We start from the raw sequence: 15,988 nt of genomic DNA on the forward strand, positions 1-15,988 counted from the left end.
GGGTCACTCACTATCAAAATGGAAGGCAAATGCCTTTCATTTTTTATGGGGTATCCTTACGGGAACCGACGACATTGCTGTTTTAGCGACCTACGGCCAAAACAAAGAGATTCAACCTACTAGGTCGCTTTGCATGAATCGTTTATCCTATCAGTCATGCATCCAAATAAGCCCATCAAACAACTCCTTAATTCTAACGATAATGGGCTAAACTATCTCAATAAACAACGAAAAACTCTGAGAAAAGTCGTCATTGAAAACGTCACCAATATATTCGCTTACAGCACAACCGATTCTGGTTCTAAAGGGTAGAATCCAAGCTTGCCCCTTCAATACAAGTTTTAAGCTCAACAATATAGCGTTGTAATTGCTTAAAGCTTTGCTCTGGCAGGTAGACCCCACGTCTGCCCTCTTCAACTTGATACCACTCAAGATGGATCGGTGTTGGTGGGCAAAATTCGCTTTGATTTGGTGTGATCGGAATCGAGGTGCACCCGCCCAGCAGCAGGGCCCATATCGTCACGAAAAGTATCGTAAGGTTGTTCATTAATTTTCTCTACTTTTTGTTGTTGCTGTTTCTGTCGATGTCGATGATTTGCTCGCCAAAGTTTGTAACCTTCTATGGCATAAGGGAACAATTTGTATATTCCCTCTATGAGTTTGAAATAGGACATGACGTCCTCCCTATTTATAATGCTTGATTCAGAGCGAGGTCACTGAGTTGAATTCAAGGAAGACAACGAAACGGAATAATATTCCATTTCTTATTTTTGCAAGAAGAACGGTTGTCTGACGCAAGAAGTCAGCTCAGTGACACACTCCCAAAGGCCCAGCAACCTTAACTCTCATACTTTGTTAACGATTCTCAATGTAGAACCACTATATCTTCGATATCGTTGCCTCACCTGAGAGCTAAGTTCATCTCGCTGAACACCGTATCTTGAGGTTATTTGGGTAAAACTCAGTTATCTAATGCGGCATAACGCAAATTTTCAGCAATGCGTTGCGACCAGCCTCGTGAGAATGTTGCCCAAGCACTAAGGTTATTCATAAAATCCAATCGTTCCGCCAAAAAACACAGCAATACATCATTAGGATCGGCCTCCAGTAAGGCCGCTTGGGTTTTTGGACCATAATGACCATCATCATTGCTGCCTACAGCACGTTGCAAGAATTGAACAGCACGAGACGTTCCGTGGTTAATCGCGGCATCAAATAGCTGATACATCACGGCATGACGTTGACGACCACCGATTTTTAACCAAAAGTCTTGATAATAAATCGCCCTAGCCTGTTCTAAAGAAAGATGCTCGATATCAAGCTCGGGATAACTCATGGCCGAGATGCCAAATTTAGTCCCTTTTAATTCTCCTCTGCCGACAATGCCGCTTGTCCAATTTCCGCGGTCTTTATATTCACGTTGGTATTTACCTTCGTGACCGATAACACGCTCAAAAGCGTTAAGAAATTCACTTGAATAGTCCATATTTCTCCTTATTAACTACTGGGGCGAGATGCCTCTATCTGAATAGTGTACGACGTTCGATCGCCAGAAAGAGTGACCGTATTAATCAGCCACTCACCTTTAGAGTACGGTGACGCAAAGCCTTCTAAGACCATGACGCTTTCTGCAAACAGCCCTGGCTTTCCTCGCATTGTTGCGCTGAATGTTTGTCCTTTTCGATTGCATTCAGCAAGTTTCGCCGCAGCATGTTGCTGGGCTTCCTTGGCATGTTTAAATGCCTCTTTGATTTGATAAAAAGGTGAACGACCAATTTGTTCAGTGCCATGTTCGCCCGTTTCAAGCGTTTGCCACAATGCTTTGACGCCACGAAATCTATCGTTGCTTGGGTGAGCAATTTTAGCGGCCCCTTTTTGTGTGTCGCTAGGTGTCACTATGACGCTTGGTTTAGGCTGTCCCGATAAAGAAGCCAAACAGCCACGGTGACCAAAGACGTAAAGATGATCGACAGGCTTAGCCAAAGCGCCATATTTTTCTGCTAGCCGAGCAATAAATGCCGAATCTGTCTCTTCATTTTGATTCAAATGGTCGGTAGGAAGACTCATCAGTTCGGAACTCACTCGGACTTCATAACCGTGGGGTTCCATCACCGCTTTGACCACATCACCGACGGTCGCTGGCGGGTAGGTCCGACGCCTTGGCTCTTTAAATCCCGTATCATCTGCAACACTGAATTTAGCTGGCGTCAATTGCAGCGATAGTTTGATCGGATGCAGGTGTTCTGTCACCGATGATATTTGATAAACCCCTCGATACTCCCCATCAATATGAACTTGCCATTCGATACCACTGGGAGGCAGATTGGTCAGCGCTTGCTCTCCGCTAAAAGTCAGAGTCAGCCGATCGGCTTGCATACCTTCGCCGTCGGTCAAAGACCAGTCGCTCAGTAAAGGCTGAAGTGCCTCAAATCCCGAGCCACGAATCTTAATCACATCCATATCGGTATCTCACTCTTCATCGACGAATCTGATCTTTTCTTCCTCTGAGGCAGCTCTACTATTTGGCCAGCGGTTAGAAATGGTGAGGTTTGAGTGGGGTTTAAACGATAAAACTCTTCTTCCAGTTCATCAGAATCGAGACCAAAAATTCGATACAGTAATCGATTAACAGTTTCATTCGGTTTGACTTGTGTTTTCATTGTATTGGCGATACTCCTTAAGGGTCAGTGTAATGTTCACCACTTGAGCTTGGCCTTTTTCAATTAAGCGCGTATAGCTGGTACTGACATTACGAATCGTAAAAGTCCCCCACTTTCGACCTTTTCCGTCAGTCACCATGACAATTTCATGGGATTTAGCCATGGCACGAAGCTGTTGTGCCTCTGCTTCACCTTCTCCTTTAAAGGCCACAACGTTCAAAGTCCAGTTATCAAGAGGGTTAGAAGTTGGATCTTGTCTAGGGCTTTCGATGGCATCGAAATCAGACCAGCCACCGGAAGTCTCATAGGAGTGAGTCTCAAGTGGGTTGCCTTGGACCACACTAAAAACGTGATCATTGAGTGCTAAATGCTTCATTACGTCACCAAGGAATGTTGGAAGTCTTGCGTTAAGTTTTCTGAATCGAGACCGTGTTCACGAGCAAACTGGGTCAATAACTGCTGAACGGTTTCGAGCGTTAATGAGGCGGTGTGTTCCGGTGTTTGCGCTCCGGTTACCTGCACAACTGGCGCAAACGTAACGTTAGGAGCTTGCGTGTCCTTTTTTGCAACTTGAGCGGTTTTAATCGCCTGACTCTGATCCGTCAGAGCATACGAATTAAACCATTGAGCAGTGTCTCTCTCTATTTGCAGAGCAGGAGGCGAAGCTGTATTATTGTCTTTCGGTATCAGTACTGGCTCGGCAGCATCATTGTTGTCTAAATTCTGTTCATCGTGTTCAAACCAATCAAACAGATCTTCTGCCCATTCACGGCCTTGAGAATCACCAAAAAATCCGCCGACCCCAGCCCCAATGAGAGTTCCAATACCGGGTAAAATAGCACTACCAATCGCTGCACCGACTGCCGCACCACCCATTCCACCCATTAAGCCTCCGCCACTTTTCGCCACTTCCTTCATATCGCCATCAGCAAGGTTGTCTACGATTTCAACAGCACTGGCAGCCATTGAAATAGGAGTGGCGATTTTCATCGTTTTGACCCATTGCCTAACCTTGGCCGAATCCATGCTATCGCGCAAAGTTCGGTTTTCGGTATCGACTCCTGTTCTTGCTTGCGTGTTTAATTCCGGTGAAATGTTGGGCTGGGTTGACAAATTTTGCGAGACACGCTGAGCGTTTGTATTAGAGCCCTGACGATGGATATTGTTTGCACTTACTCGACTCGCGTTGCGTCGATTATTTCTCCTTTGCCTCTTACGTCTGTTGCGTTTGCGACGAGCCTCAGCTTCTTCATCCAGAGGTGTCTCTGAATACGTATTGGCTTGTTCTCGCATCGCTCTATAGTGACGCTCAGTCGATCGAGTCGCTTTATCTGTCGCATTTTTTTGCCTTTTCAGGGCATGCGAGTGCCGAGCAATACCAAGCCCACTAGCGACAGCATTAAGATCCGACGCAATCGATTTAAAGCCTCCAGCGATCGTTTTAAGGCCAAGTAACGCTTTTCCAGCTAGACCTACTGCACCCAAACCTATGACAGCAGCAGTGGCAATACCACTTTCTGCAACCCAATTGGAGGTAGCCACCACAAGGTCAGTCAACTTTGGTAAAATACTTTCAACAATAGGCCACAGTTTATCCCCTAACGTAACACTCAATTGATTCAAAGCATCATTCAAGCGTTCCAGCTTAGCCACTTTTGTATTGTCGCGCAGCTCATAATCTTTTTGGATGGAGTCCGTGCTGCCATCTTGGGCTTTTTGCGTATTACTGGCAAATAATTCCGGTCTATTAACCAAACGATACAAAACAGAGTTAGGTTGCGCGTTGAACAACGACCTCATCACTTGGTTTTGCTGCTTTTGCTCCAACGCTTGAATCGCAGTGAAAATTTTCTCGATTGTCCCGATAGGATCCGTTTGCATGTCAGCAGAAACCGCTGTGGCATCCATTTTTAACAGCTCAAAAGGGTCCTCTCTCTGCCCGTGATCGTCGTATTGTTGCCTTTTAAGTGCCGCAAGATCAGTATTTGCTAAAGAATTAATGATTTGTTCAATGGTATCAGAAGCCTCAGGTTCCGTTGCCCCCGAACCAAGAAGCGAGCCAACCAAGCCTAATGACTGTGCTTGGGAAAAGTTAGCCTCGCTCATCATAGAGCCGGTTTTGTTTAGAACCTTCAGGAAATCGATTTCAGCACCTTTATCAGAAACCGCATGAATCATGTTAGACAGGGTGTTCAATTGATCTTTACCTGTCGCATCACCCTCATAGCTCATTTCACTATGCAGGAACATTCGCTGTAATGCGATTTCTGCTGGATCTCCCCCCCATTCATTAGCAGCCTTGATAGCATCACTGGTGTAAGCAACGAGATGATCTGCTTCAATACCTTGTTTGGCAATCACATCAGCAACTTGCATCACCATGTTAGTATCGGCACCTGTCAGAGTAACGGCCAGTTGATTCAGTGCATCACGCAACTTTTTCGCTTCTTCGCTTTCAACCCCTTGCTCACCAAAATTTAACCAACGTGCCACATCGGTAAACGAAGCTTCATTATCCAATGAATGTTTCAGGGTGAGGCTACCTGCAGCAATGCCTCCCTGAACGAGAGAATCATTACTTGGCAGATTTTTAAAAAACTTTGCTTTGCGCTTTTCAAGATCATAGTTGTCTTTTAATAAGCGAGTCTCTCGCCGCAATAATCGTGCTGATTTTTCAATCCTGTCGTTTACGACCTTTTTTGCAGCCGCTAGATTTTTAGTATTAAAACCTGCTGCTTTTAAAGATTTATTTAAAGCCTGCGATTGCCTAACCTGATTATTGCGAATACCTTCAAATCGTTTGATTCGCTTCTCTAAGTATTGCAGATCCGCTTGCTCTTCCTTAGTTAAGGCAATGTTCCTTTTCTGTTTTTTAGTCAGTACAGCCCTTGCTTTGCGATCTTTATCAAGCTCTGCTCTAACCTTTTTCAAAGCTGCAGGCAGCGACTCTAAATGTGTCATTCGGGCGAGATTTTTCTGTGCCGCCGATAAACGGTTCTGAGCTTGACCTACGGTGTCAATAAACCCACGTAACGATTTGGAAGCACTCTCAATATTAATACCAGCGACCGCCTGCGTAGCCTCACGAGTGATGCCGAGTTGTTGTTTTTTATCCACGCTTTACTCCTAAATGAGCTAAAGCCAGCTCATAACGTCGCAGTGCTATTTCCGTTGTCCAATCTAAAGCATCCCTCGCACAGTAACCTGCAAGAGGGATCACATCGAGAATGGTTTCAACACTGTCTACTGAAAGTAAACCGCTGGTTTGGTTAAAAAATGCGTTGCAGCCACTACTAAACTGCGATAATCCGGCAATGGCAAACGCATGATCTCAGCCTCTTCTAGCCCAGTGAGGTTGGCAAGAATAAAGCAAGCTCGCTTAATATCATCGTTAATTTTATCGGCCATTTTCGTCAATTTAAGTGTAGGCAACTCAAATTCAACTTGGCGCTCACCGCTGAAAAACAACGTCACGGTCGTGTCTGTTTCTGGCTGCTCACTATCAACCAGTTGATAACCAGTTTGGTTGTAAAAATGGTAAGAAGCCTCATACAAGGTTAACCAGTCTGGATTCGCTAAAGCGTCTAGCTCCTCCTGATTCAACCCTGTAGATGCCATAACTAGCGCTTCTTTTTCTGCTTGTTGAAAAGTCTCACCTTTAGGTTCAATCTCAAGGCTCGATTCGCGGCTAAGCGGTTTCACCGTCACTGTACTGATCGTCTCTAACGGTTTTAATAGAGTAAAAGTTTGCTCTAGATGGTCTATTGTCATCATCATAATCCTTAATATAATCAATGGTTAATGGGTAACAAATAAGTAAATAAGTAAATAAGTAAAAGGGAATAAGCAGTTAAATGGGGAAATAGGTGAGATAAGCACCAGAAATGATTAATTAAAATCAAATAGGTCACGCTAAAGGGCAACGTGGGATAGCTAGTAATAGCATGAGCATTAGCAATAACTATGGCCATGAACGAAAAGGCCGCGATCATGCGGCCTTAATATCACAACCTAACGCAACTAAACGTTAAATTTCTCACCACCGATTTGGTAAACACCATTGTCAATGTCGACTTGAGCGATAATTTCACCGTCATCAACCCACAAGTGCTTATTAATTTGTCCTGTCAGGGTAAGCGTCTGCTGTTCGCGCATTTTATTGGATGAATATTCAACACTCACTTCACCCGTCATGGTGTGCTCAGTGTCAAACCGCTGATTGTTGTTCGTGCCGTTTTCGCTATAAATAATGACGGTTTTATCACCATCTTGTAGCGCGGCATTCACAACCGAAGCCATTTCACCGATGATGGTGACTGACCACTCCGATGCTTCGTAACCGACACAGACTTTTTTGCCCATAAAAGCACCGGGCACATCGGCATACACTTTGGTGTATTTTGGCGGTGTGAATTCTTCCATGTTATTGGTGATCTTAATACCGCCTGGTAAGGTCAGTTTTCTGGCATGAGTAACTCGATTAGACATAATATTCCTTAGTATTAAATGATTTAACTAAATGTTTTGATCGCATCGTCGATGTAAACCTGAAGAATTTCATCGCGTTGGTTCAGTTCAATGATCGAATGCTCGTTTGGACGGTATGCGCCCCAGTCGATAACCAATACCCATTCACCATTTTTATAGCGTTGTAAGTTGTTGCGCGTTTCATGTAGATAACACTTTGCGCCAATGATTTCCCCATCCGCTTGAAGGCTAGACAGCCAGTTACTCAATTGAGCAATTCGCTGCTTGAAGAAATCAAAATCGAGGTTGTATTTCATCGTGTCACGGTGTGATTTGATCAGTTCACGGCATAATTGGTTTTCAATGCCGATAATGTTGCCAAAAGATCCGTCAGCGGTACGGGTTCCCAAGAACATTAAGCCGCCATTAGGATCACGAATGGTGACGGATACGCCTTTCTGATTGAGATCAACGCCTTCGCTGTTTTTATCATTGACGCGATAGCCAATAATACGGGCGATATCATCCAATGGCGTGCCTGCACCGTTCGGTGTTTGTGAGGGCTTAACGCTACAACGTGCAGCCATACCTACAATCGAAGCTGGGATCGGATGTGACCAGCGTTCACCTGCCACATCACAACACCAAATTCGTTTGTGCACTTCACCTAAGTTGGCTGCGTATTGTTTCGCCGCGACGGTATTCGTATCAGGGCCATCAGTCCAGCCTTCGCAGTAAGTTTGCTCAGCAAGGGCAGCTAACGCGTTTGCCACTTCGATGCCATGGAAACCGGGAGCCGCAACGTTGGTCGGCGCTTCTTGGCAGGCTGCAAACGCGGCAATACCCGTTAAACGGCCAGACGGAGAGACACCACCGATGACATTCGCGAGGGTCTCTTCGACATTGGCTCCTTCTTCGACAATAATCACGTAACAAGGTACTTTAGCGACTTCAAGAAAGTATTTAGCGCTGTAGTACAACATACCGGCGGGCTTTTCTGTTGTATCGAGCAGAGCAAGGTCTTTCAAAGTGTAAAGCTTAATTGGCTCTCCATAACTGACATCTGGGTGTTTATTTGGAGCGACACCAATCAAGCCGCCAAGCTGATTGTCGACGCCTCTCATTGGGCCTAATGGCTCGCTGACTTCGAGGGAAATACCGTTGTGATTTTGCGTGGTCATTGTTGCCATTATTTACTCTCTTGTTTTAGTTCGAGGTGTTGGTTGATCAAGTGATACTCGGCTTGTGATGGCGACAGTGAAATGGTTTCACCTTCTTCGCGCCAACGGTGCAAAATGCGTTTTTCTCTGAGCATCACATACTGTTGTACTGGTGGGTTGTCTTGCTTTGCGTCACGGTGAGACGCGTCGGTATGACTCATATTAAATCGTCCTATTAAAAAGCCCCGCGAAGCAGGGCCAGAAGAAAGAATCAGGTATAAAAAAACCGCCAATGGAGGCGGTCAGTTATTCAGGAAGCACTGGCTTGTCGGGCCACTCAATTTCAGAGTAAGGCTTAAATGGCTGCGTAATATCACGTAATTGTTGGCGATAAGTGCGAAACGGTTCAGGGTCAAGCTCACGATCCATCGCCTGATTGACGAGATGATCAGCTTGAATCAGTAAGTGTTGTCGATGATGACGTGTTTTTTTTAGCTCTTGTTGCTGCTCGTATTGCTCTATCGCAACCGTCGCCTCATTTTCTGATAAGCCAAGTTCAAGTAAAATCAGTTTGTCAGTAGGGAGATTAATTAATGTTTCGCCCTTTACTTCTAATTTTGGAATAGTCATTTATGCCTCCGTTTGTGTTACCGTTTTTAGGTTGTTATAGCCAATAAAGTTTTCACCGACATCATTTATCGAATCGCCAATTTCAGCATTATCAATATGGACAGTTTTGGCACGCCACTTCGCATTGACAACATTCCCTTGCGCATTTTGGTAAATCTCTTGGTTATCTGCTAATAATTTAAAATTGATTCTATGATTGGAATAAATGCGGTACGTCAAGTTCCCCCCACGTAAATGGAAACCACTGTACGACGGGCAGCAATAAGCTGGGGTCGAGTGTTGATTATAACCAGTTGATGCTCCTGCCAAGTCTAGTTTTTCACTGGTACTCCAAGCTCTGAAGGCGACTTTAGCCACGCAGCGACGATAACGCTGCTGATTAACAACTGTAGAGAGATAATTAGCATCTCCATTCCAACCATAAGTTTGACCTTTGAGGATAACTAAAGCCGATGCCACATGGGTTGCATTAAAGTCAGAGCCTCCTAAGCGATTCCATGCGTAATGACGATAGATTTGAATTGTAGTTTCGTCATCTTTTGGCATCTGAAACACGACGGGGTAAAAGGTGTCCTTATCACCTTTGACCGTAAATTCTGTTACATAGCGCCCTTCACCTTTGATTCCTTCAGCCGTTGTCTCTTCCATCCACTGTTTAAACTCTGCGACACCGGATTCGATTTTCTCCATTTGCCCCTCGACGATTTCTGTCATCGCTTGGGTAATGGCACTTTGTTCTTGAGTTGCCTGCTTTAGGCTTTGTAGTTCAGTTAAAATTTCAGCCATGTTTTGCCTCCAATTTACGTAGTTTTTCAGCTTGCTTCATCAGCAAACGCGATTGCTTTACTTGCACGACTTGAGAACGAACGAAAGCCGTTGCGTCTTGCATCATTTCACTATCAATTAAAATATTTAAATTTTCCGTGCCGACTTCAATCGTAATACTGTCAGTGGGCAACGCACTTAAATTCAACGTAAACGGTTGAATGCAGTGCCCACCAGCAGGCTTAAAGTTCAGCACACCTTCAGGCCGTGAAATCACCCCAAATAACGTCCCGTCACCGAGATGCAAACCAATTTCACCGATGGCGTATTGGCTCGGGCCCGAAAACTTTGCCGCCCCTTGGATACTCCCCCCGCCTAAATCTTTAAAAGCAGAGAAAGGGGCTCTATCAAGCTCATTGCGTAAAGCGGTTTGATTTTTATTTGGTGCATACAAAGCATCCCCAACACTCATGGTGGTCAGTTCCGCTTTTAATCCTCGATTTGAAGCGCTGATCGCGGCATCTAACCCTTTTTGGGTAATAACGAGTTGTAACTCAGTCTCATTCATTTATTGCTCTCGCTATAATTGACGCGCAGGAAATGCCATGTGTTAAGCATCCATAAGCGCTGAGTTGTGTGGATAATACATCCGTGTCAAACACGGATTGGGCATAAATCGGATGGGTATTGATCGCCGGCATCCGATGGGTGGCCATACCAAGCTGACAACTTGCTTTTGGCATTGGCCATAATGTCGCACTGGCACTCATCGTCCCCACATTACTTGCTGGTACGTGTGCGCCACCTAAATAAACCGGAGCCTGACAGCCAAACGTAAACGTCATGTCCAAAGTATCACGAACCGATTTTATGAACTCGATGCGTGCCAATAAACGCTTGGCTCTTTGCTCTGAAATGGTCTGACTGGACTTATCTTTCGCCTGAACATACAAGGTATAAGGCTGACCATCGGGTACTTGTTTCCAGTGTTGGATATCAATTGCAAAGTTAACCGCGTCAGAGGCATCCATGATCCCTTGAGCAGTACCACTATGCTGATGAGCCACATAAGACACCGCGGTGATCGCCCGCTTCTCACTTTCACTGTCACTAAAAAACCAATCATTCACTCCCCGCTCTGACGCCATATATGGCAATAATTCAGAGGCAATCGTCTCTGGGTGGTTAAGGCCCGGCAGCACTTGCTCACTTTTAACGAGGGATTTCACTCCTTCTTCGTAGCTGCGCTCAAAAGCAGTACGGTTATCAGGCAGTAAGGTTTCGTCGTCTAGGTTCGCTTGGCTTAAACCGGTTTGCTCAATGACTGCTGACATTCACCTTTACCTCCTGACAATATGGCGCTTGATACCAATCACAGACGACGTCTTCAACAGGGCTGCTTACATTTAACTGATGTGCATTGAAATTATGCGCAATTTGATCGATGCGCGATCTCAGTATCAGCCCGCCCAATCGATGCTGTTGTTGAGCATACTCCTGCAAAGCCTGTTCCAAACCTCGTCGGTCAATTAAGCGAGTCGGCGTACTCTCTTCCCATACTTCAAGATGGATTTGATATGGGCAAATATCGGCAGATGCCGCTGAGATATCATCCGACTCCTGAGCAATATCCGGGCGCTGGCAATAGACCACGACTCTTTGGAGTAACGCGTTATCAGCCGTTCCGTCCCCTTGAGGTGAAAGCACACGGATTTGAACCTCGCCGGAATGTGGCCTAAGCATTCGCGCTTCTGCATCCTTAGGGCGAAGGATCCCTTCGGTCGAAGAATATTCATAACGCTGTATAACGACATTTTCTGATTCACGCTCGACCGATATCAAAGGCCGCTCTCCCAATGTCATGGCATGAAATTTATACCCCGTCCTCGTACCTGTGGTCGCCAGTCCATAAGGTGCAAGGCTATAACGCAGCAACAAAGATCGATCCGATTCCATTTCAGCGTCAACGGGTGGAAACACAGAAGGATCCGCTGGTCGAATGATCTGACGTTTTAAACCTAGCCGAGAAACGATCAAATCAATCATTTCAGAGTCGCTGGCGGTTTTCGAAAAGTTCTGTAAATACTTATAGTTGTCGTTACGTGTTTCTTGCTGGCGAAATAAAATCATGGCATCAAGCAATAAGGCTGCCGATTCATTCGGGCTACGTAACCCCTTGAGTAACAGTTGTGCCATTTCTTGGCCCACTTCTTTGACGGCGTGCGGGTAAAACACCTCTTCAATAAAGCGCTCCCGCATCACATCAAATGGCTCGACTTGTAATATTTTCGGGACTTGAACGGTGGTCATAATCTCAACACCTCTTTTTGTCCGTTGTAGTGATAGTAAATGTGAGTTCGAAAGCCACTGCCATGAATACGAATATCCACAACAGGGTCTGTGATGTCTGCTAAGTCGTTGGCTGGATTGGCAATGATACGGTGGATACGATTGATCGCTTTCATCCGATTATATTCATTGGCCAATCCCATTAATTTGCGATATTCCCCTCCGACCTGGCGACGTTTTTCTCGTGAACCAACCTGAGTGGTGATCGCTTTGGCTAAACGGCTCGCGGCTTGTTTGGCTCCCGCGATGGTTAACCCTGTATTAGGATCAATGCCTTGCTGCATATTACCTCCTATTTCACAGGCTGCTGCGTGTAGTCGCTGTCTGAATCAACTTCATGACGGTGAAGGCTAAATTTCACTTCACCAATAACCGCTTCTGACAACGCTGCACCATTTTCTGATAATGAAAAAGCCCCCGATGCGTAACTAACAACCGTTGGTGTTTTCACTTTTTTACTGACATCTAACGCTCCTTTTATCTTGACGTCACCTTGTTGTGTGTGAACTCCTTTAGTCTTGGCAACCTCTGCAGACCGGCAATAGCTATTGGTCTGCATCGAAATACGCTCGGAAGCTTCAACGACAAACGCTGGTGTAATAAACGTCACCGAACCATTGGCTCTGACTTGATAGTTACCATCGAAATCAGCCATAACATGAAAGACATCCAAAATACTTAACGACGTCTGTTTAGGGTCAGTTTGTTCAGGTGAAAAGTCCGCACAATAAGCCGCTGGTAGAGCAATAGCATGCGCTTCATCACGACCACCTGATAAATTCAGCACCACCACTTGCTCGCCGATGCTGGGGGCTCGCCACCGTTTCACTTCACCCGCTTCAAAAGCGATCCACTGAATCGGTGGCGAGTGATAAGCTTCTTGCGAGTGCGGGGCATAATCAATAACGGCTTTGCTGCCAGAAACGGATTTCACACGCCCTAAGCGAATCAAATTACGTTGCTGACGCTCCAACCCGGTAATACGTTGCGTTAATTCAAGGAGTGTTTTGGTCAGACTCATAAAGTATGATCTCCCCTTGTTGGCTTTCTTGACAAACTATGGAGTGAAGTTGATACCTTTCTTGCTCCAATGCGCCATAACGCACGACTTGCTGATACTGAATGGCATAACTCATTGCCGTTGAACGAGCCTGAAAAGGGTACCCGTGTATCTGATATGGTTTATCAATGCTCGCCTCAACCGACTTTTGTGCCAAGTGTTGTGCATCAATATTAGCTAGCGTTGGCTGCAGAAAAGAGGAATCATTAAGCATACTAAATAGCAAATGAGCCATCTTCGCCAAAGCCAATGCCGAAGCTGGCGTCTCATTGGGCACATCAATAGTCAGTCTTATTTTGAGTGTTTGCTGTAAGCGTCCGTCGCCACTGCTATCAGAGGTAATAATTTCTGGAGAACCAATACTGACGGCCACCCGTTCAGGATGTTGAGGTGGACCATCGTATTGAACCCAAACCTCATCATCAACGGTTTGGCGCAGTGCAGCAAAAAGGTGTTCAAGGTAAATACTGAGATTGTCTAGATTCTGCATTCAATCCATTACCTCCTTTAAAGATGAAAACAGGCATAAAAAGAGGGAGATCATACGCCTTACTGCATGATCACATTTCTTTTTTAGACACTTGCTGAAAAGTAAATTTGATGATGTGGATATGACCCAAAGCACCAAAAATTCCGTATACCGCCGTTTGGCTATAAGACATACCCTGCATCAACCCCAAATGCCAAGAAGCAAATGCGAGGGCCAAGGCAATGAAAAACTCCGCGAAAAATACTTTAGGAGAGATTTTTTCAGACTTTTTTAGTAATAAGCCAAGCCTGGCGATAATGAAAACGAAAACAAACATCAAAAACCCGTTTGTTTCTTTGTTGTCTGTAAACATAAGGCACAACCTGATTTGTTTGAATGTTTGAGAAACACAAAGAGATGGCATGTAGAGCCATCTCTTTTAGTGAATCAATGTTGGAATTCGTCGATACCTGCCTTGTTAACTGGGGTTTTTCGACGATGGAGATATCTTACTTCATCACCTCAACTTAAGCAACCCAAAAAGCTCACTTTTGAGCTTTTTTTTGTTTGGATGTTTATTTTGACTCACTAGAATCATTATGACATTGAAAGAAAGCCAGGAGTGATTGCTGATCCAAAGCCTGAATTTGCTTGGTTATATTCGTGTTGTGCTTTGCGTAACTGGCATAATAGGCCTGCTCACTGACACCCATTGACTCAAATAAATGTCGCTGTAAACAATCGTCGAACTCACGTCGGGATAATCGCTCTGTTAACATGAGCCTGACGTTCTGCTGCGTTTTTTTACGACATTTAGTTAATGGCAACTGATCCATTACCGCTTCAATAAGAAGAGGAAGCAATGTTTGAGGTGGATTTTCTCCATAACGATACACTAGCCAACTCGCCACAATAGGTGAAAGAGCTTTAATCGTTCTTTGTACTTTTAAGTGCTCAAAAACATCCTCAGAGCAGTTAAGCCTTGATACTCCCTTGTTACGAGTACTGGTTGCATGCATCGTTTGCGGTGTGATACGCCGATGTTTTCTTTTCGTTGGATGATTATCGATTGAGAATATGGCACGCTCACTACCATCGCTAGTCTTAGCTGGTTGATAGTGAGCAAGAGCAGAAGTAATTAGGATTCGATCGTTTTCTTGTTGTCGTTCATCAAATGTCATCACTGAAATAACCCCACATGTCCAAAAGTTGGTAAGAGTGATCTGCACATGGTCCAAGTAAGCCCACCATGAACAAAAGCCAAAAAGATTGATATTTACTCTTTACTTGGATTGTCGATAGACCCGAAATATGAGCAAAAATCAAAAATCGACACATTATAGCTCAAATATGAGCTATAATATAACAAAAAAGATGGTGAGACGCAGATAAAAGACAAAAGCAGAGATAAGTTTGTTTCTCTAAAAACGGTATAATGAGGTGGTTTGGAGATATATTGGTAAAAATACGTACACTTAGATCAGCATGTCTTTCCTCATGAAATGTGCCATTAGTGATAGCACAAATATTTAAAGTGCGACATGTGACGCAAAAGCATTTTTTATGTTCATATTTTACTTGATAAAGCTCTATTTTGGTTCTTTTAAGCCAAAAGTACTTTATAATCCATTAATCGAGATATTCTTGTTTGACTGACGACTGCTTATTCGTTATTCCTTTGAAGCTATAAAAGGTGAGTGAGGTCAAGCAATTCAGATATAGCAAAGTGACCTAAAATTAAAGAGGAATGGAAAAATGCCAGCAGCCCATGAGGTTTTTACTGCTATCCGCAAATCTAAAAAACTCAAACAAAAAGATTTCGTTGGAATTGCTAGTCGAGCCACTATCGGTCGTTTTGAACAAGGCGAAGGCGATTTACCTACTCAAGTCCTAATAAAAGCGCTACAGAAAATGGACGTCAGTCTAAGCGAGTTCGTTACTCGAATGGAAAGCGAAGAAACACATGGCTACTACAGTAAAAATGTTGCCATTCTCAGTTGGACAGACATCGCCAAAGAGTCCCCAGAGTCTCAAGGAAGCGTCTTTTACCCCAACGGAACTAAACTGGAAAGCTATGCACTTAAAGTGCGTGATGCTGCCATGATCTCCAACGACTTCAGCATAAATTACCCCATTGGTTGCTACCTTATTGTTGAGCCAATGAAGACCGTCAATGATGATACCCTCGTCATCGTCAAGTCAGGCAGTACATTCCATTTCAGGCGTAAATATCGTGGTCAGTTTGTCCCAGCCAACCCTGAATTTGAGACGATTGATAAAGGCGAAGTGGTAGGTAGAGTCGTAGGTTGGGTCGGTCATGGATAACCTATCTCGCATAGTATATGTAACACCATCCAAATTAAATAACAAAGATTACAATAAAAGCCACTGTTCCCTTATAGCATAGAGAACAATGGCTTGGCATTCG

General features: G+C 44.5%; 22 protein-coding genes. 2 read left to right on the forward strand and 20 right to left on the reverse strand.

Features of this window, described 5'->3' with window-relative positions; translation table 11 throughout:
* Positions 1-211: hypothetical protein (locus VSA01S_RS20190; protein ID WP_222593934.1), on the forward strand; the 211-nt coding region annotated here is incomplete at its 5' end.
* A gap of 217 nt (positions 212-428) precedes the next feature.
* On the opposite strand, the gene VSA01S_RS08930 is transcribed toward VSA01S_RS20190, so the two are convergent.
* The 20 genes from VSA01S_RS08930 to VSA01S_RS09025 all read right to left on the reverse strand — a co-directional run bounded on the left by VSA01S_RS08930 (position 429) and on the right by VSA01S_RS09025 (position 14,789).
* A complete protein-coding gene (locus tag VSA01S_RS08930) occupies positions 429-674 on the reverse strand; it encodes a hypothetical protein (protein ID WP_039980212.1) in 246 nt (81 codons plus the stop codon).
* Positions 675-961: 287 nt separating this feature from the next.
* The gene (locus VSA01S_RS08935) at positions 962-1,486 is read right to left on the reverse strand and encodes a glycoside hydrolase family 108 protein (RefSeq protein ID WP_021708325.1); all 525 of its coding nucleotides are present in this window, start codon (positions 1,484-1,486) and stop codon (positions 962-964) included.
* 11 nt (positions 1,487-1,497) lie between these two features.
* Positions 1,498-2,460, reverse strand: coding sequence for a contractile injection system protein, VgrG/Pvc8 family (locus VSA01S_RS08940; protein ID WP_039980213.1), 963 nt, complete (start codon positions 2,458-2,460; stop codon positions 1,498-1,500).
* Complete coding sequence (locus VSA01S_RS08945; RefSeq protein WP_039980214.1) at positions 2,451-2,660, reverse strand: hypothetical protein; 210 nt, start codon at positions 2,658-2,660, stop codon at positions 2,451-2,453. The genes VSA01S_RS08940 and VSA01S_RS08945 overlap by 10 nt, the downstream gene beginning before the upstream one ends.
* Positions 2,635-3,036 carry a phage tail protein gene (locus VSA01S_RS08950; protein ID WP_021708322.1) on the reverse strand — a complete coding sequence of 134 codons (402 nt, stop codon included), beginning with the start codon at positions 3,034-3,036 and terminating at the stop codon, positions 2,635-2,637. Before VSA01S_RS08950 ends, VSA01S_RS08945 begins: the two co-directional genes overlap by 26 nt.
* Positions 3,036-5,777, reverse strand: a complete 2,742-nt coding sequence (locus VSA01S_RS08955; RefSeq protein ID WP_039980215.1) for a phage tail tape measure protein — start codon at positions 5,775-5,777, stop codon at positions 3,036-3,038. The genes VSA01S_RS08950 and VSA01S_RS08955 overlap by 1 nt, the downstream gene beginning before the upstream one ends.
* Before the next feature lie 126 nt (positions 5,778-5,903).
* Positions 5,904-6,431 (reverse strand): phage tail assembly protein, encoded by a 528-nt coding sequence (locus tag VSA01S_RS08960; RefSeq protein ID WP_039980216.1) that lies wholly within the window; start codon positions 6,429-6,431, stop codon positions 5,904-5,906.
* A gap of 249 nt (positions 6,432-6,680) precedes the next feature.
* A complete protein-coding gene (locus VSA01S_RS08965) occupies positions 6,681-7,148 on the reverse strand; it encodes a phage major tail tube protein (RefSeq protein ID WP_039980217.1) in 468 nt (155 codons plus the stop codon).
* Positions 7,149-7,171: 23 nt separating this feature from the next.
* Positions 7,172-8,317 (reverse strand): phage tail sheath protein, encoded by a 1,146-nt coding sequence (locus tag VSA01S_RS08970; RefSeq protein ID WP_039980218.1) that lies wholly within the window; start codon positions 8,315-8,317, stop codon positions 7,172-7,174.
* Positions 8,317-8,508, reverse strand: coding sequence for a hypothetical protein (locus VSA01S_RS08975; RefSeq protein WP_021708316.1), 192 nt, complete (start codon positions 8,506-8,508; stop codon positions 8,317-8,319). The genes VSA01S_RS08970 and VSA01S_RS08975 overlap by 1 nt, the downstream gene beginning before the upstream one ends.
* Positions 8,509-8,593: 85 nt before the next feature.
* Positions 8,594-8,917 (reverse strand): phage tail assembly chaperone, encoded by a 324-nt coding sequence (locus tag VSA01S_RS08980; RefSeq protein WP_083932218.1) that lies wholly within the window; start codon positions 8,915-8,917, stop codon positions 8,594-8,596.
* A complete protein-coding gene (locus VSA01S_RS08985; RefSeq protein WP_039980219.1) occupies positions 8,918-9,703 on the reverse strand; it encodes a hypothetical protein in 786 nt (261 codons plus the stop codon).
* Entirely contained in the window at positions 9,696-10,250 is a 555-nt protein-coding gene (locus tag VSA01S_RS08990; protein WP_039980220.1) for a phage tail-collar fiber domain-containing protein, read from the reverse strand. Before VSA01S_RS08990 ends, VSA01S_RS08985 begins: the two co-directional genes overlap by 8 nt.
* A complete protein-coding gene (locus VSA01S_RS08995) occupies positions 10,243-11,016 on the reverse strand; it encodes a phage tail protein I (protein WP_039980221.1) in 774 nt (257 codons plus the stop codon). Before VSA01S_RS08995 ends, VSA01S_RS08990 begins: the two co-directional genes overlap by 8 nt.
* Positions 11,000-11,992 carry a baseplate J/gp47 family protein gene (locus VSA01S_RS09000; protein WP_039980222.1) on the reverse strand — a complete coding sequence of 331 codons (993 nt, stop codon included), beginning with the start codon at positions 11,990-11,992 and terminating at the stop codon, positions 11,000-11,002. Before VSA01S_RS09000 ends, VSA01S_RS08995 begins: the two co-directional genes overlap by 17 nt.
* Complete coding sequence (locus VSA01S_RS09005) at positions 11,989-12,315, reverse strand: hypothetical protein (protein ID WP_021708310.1); 327 nt, start codon at positions 12,313-12,315, stop codon at positions 11,989-11,991. Before VSA01S_RS09005 ends, VSA01S_RS09000 begins: the two co-directional genes overlap by 4 nt.
* Positions 12,316-12,323: 8 nt before the next feature.
* Complete coding sequence (locus tag VSA01S_RS09010; protein ID WP_039980223.1) at positions 12,324-13,052, reverse strand: phage baseplate assembly protein V; 729 nt, start codon at positions 13,050-13,052, stop codon at positions 12,324-12,326.
* Positions 13,027-13,581 (reverse strand): hypothetical protein, encoded by a 555-nt coding sequence (locus tag VSA01S_RS09015; RefSeq protein WP_021708308.1) that lies wholly within the window; start codon positions 13,579-13,581, stop codon positions 13,027-13,029. The genes VSA01S_RS09010 and VSA01S_RS09015 overlap by 26 nt, the downstream gene beginning before the upstream one ends.
* A 70-nt stretch (positions 13,582-13,651) precedes the next feature.
* Positions 13,652-13,933: a hypothetical protein gene (locus tag VSA01S_RS09020; RefSeq protein ID WP_145993874.1), complete on the reverse strand. Its 282-nt coding sequence runs from the start codon at positions 13,931-13,933 to the stop codon at positions 13,652-13,654.
* Between the two features lie 202 nt (positions 13,934-14,135).
* Positions 14,136-14,789: a bacteriophage antitermination protein Q gene (locus tag VSA01S_RS09025; RefSeq protein ID WP_503827251.1), complete on the reverse strand. Its 654-nt coding sequence runs from the start codon at positions 14,787-14,789 to the stop codon at positions 14,136-14,138.
* Between the two features lie 526 nt (positions 14,790-15,315).
* On the opposite strand from VSA01S_RS09025, the gene VSA01S_RS09030 reads away from it, so the two are divergent.
* Positions 15,316-15,885: a LexA family transcriptional regulator gene (locus VSA01S_RS09030; protein WP_039980225.1), complete on the forward strand. Its 570-nt coding sequence runs from the start codon at positions 15,316-15,318 to the stop codon at positions 15,883-15,885.
* Positions 15,886-15,988 lie beyond the last annotated feature (103 nt).

It is taken from the genome of Vibrio sagamiensis NBRC 104589 (assembly GCF_007990935.1).
GTDB lineage: Bacteria > Pseudomonadota > Gammaproteobacteria > Enterobacterales > Vibrionaceae > Vibrio > Vibrio sagamiensis.

Bases quoted from the DNA above. Each gene is read 5' to 3' on its own strand.
- VSA01S_RS08985 (WP_039980219.1), bottom strand. From the start codon at position 9,703: ATGGCTGAAATTTTAACTGAACTACAAAGCCTAAAGCAGGCAACTCAA.
- VSA01S_RS08965 (WP_039980217.1), bottom strand. From the start codon at position 7,148: ATGTCTAATCGAGTTACTCATGCCAGAAAACTGACCTTACCAGGCGGT.
- VSA01S_RS08940 (WP_039980213.1), bottom strand. From the start codon at position 2,460: ATGGATGTGATTAAGATTCGTGGCTCGGGATTTGAGGCACTTCAGCCT.
- VSA01S_RS09000 (WP_039980222.1), bottom strand. From the start codon at position 11,992: ATGACCACCGTTCAAGTCCCGAAAATATTACAAGTCGAGCCATTTGAT.
- VSA01S_RS09015 (WP_021708308.1), bottom strand. From the start codon at position 13,581: ATGCAGAATCTAGACAATCTCAGTATTTACCTTGAACACCTTTTTGCT.
- VSA01S_RS08975 (WP_021708316.1), bottom strand. From the start codon at position 8,508: ATGAGTCATACCGACGCGTCTCACCGTGACGCAAAGCAAGACAACCCA.
- VSA01S_RS09020 (WP_145993874.1), bottom strand. From the start codon at position 13,933: ATGTTTACAGACAACAAAGAAACAAACGGGTTTTTGATGTTTGTTTTC.
- VSA01S_RS08980 (WP_083932218.1), bottom strand. From the start codon at position 8,917: ATGACTATTCCAAAATTAGAAGTAAAGGGCGAAACATTAATTAATCTC.
- VSA01S_RS08995 (WP_039980221.1), bottom strand. From the start codon at position 11,016: ATGTCAGCAGTCATTGAGCAAACCGGTTTAAGCCAAGCGAACCTAGAC.
- VSA01S_RS08930 (WP_039980212.1), bottom strand. From the start codon at position 674: ATGTCCTATTTCAAACTCATAGAGGGAATATACAAATTGTTCCCTTAT.
- VSA01S_RS08945 (WP_039980214.1), bottom strand. From the start codon at position 2,660: ATGAAAACACAAGTCAAACCGAATGAAACTGTTAATCGATTACTGTAT.
- VSA01S_RS08950 (WP_021708322.1), bottom strand. From the start codon at position 3,036: ATGAAGCATTTAGCACTCAATGATCACGTTTTTAGTGTGGTCCAAGGC.
- VSA01S_RS08970 (WP_039980218.1), bottom strand. From the start codon at position 8,317: ATGGCAACAATGACCACGCAAAATCACAACGGTATTTCCCTCGAAGTC.
- VSA01S_RS08960 (WP_039980216.1), bottom strand. From the start codon at position 6,431: ATGACAATAGACCATCTAGAGCAAACTTTTACTCTATTAAAACCGTTA.
- VSA01S_RS08935 (WP_021708325.1), bottom strand. From the start codon at position 1,486: ATGGACTATTCAAGTGAATTTCTTAACGCTTTTGAGCGTGTTATCGGT.
- VSA01S_RS09010 (WP_039980223.1), bottom strand. From the start codon at position 13,052: ATGAGTCTGACCAAAACACTCCTTGAATTAACGCAACGTATTACCGGG.
- VSA01S_RS09005 (WP_021708310.1), bottom strand. From the start codon at position 12,315: ATGCAGCAAGGCATTGATCCTAATACAGGGTTAACCATCGCGGGAGCC.
- VSA01S_RS08990 (WP_039980220.1), bottom strand. From the start codon at position 10,250: ATGAATGAGACTGAGTTACAACTCGTTATTACCCAAAAAGGGTTAGAT.
- VSA01S_RS09030 (WP_039980225.1), top strand. From the start codon at position 15,316: ATGCCAGCAGCCCATGAGGTTTTTACTGCTATCCGCAAATCTAAAAAA.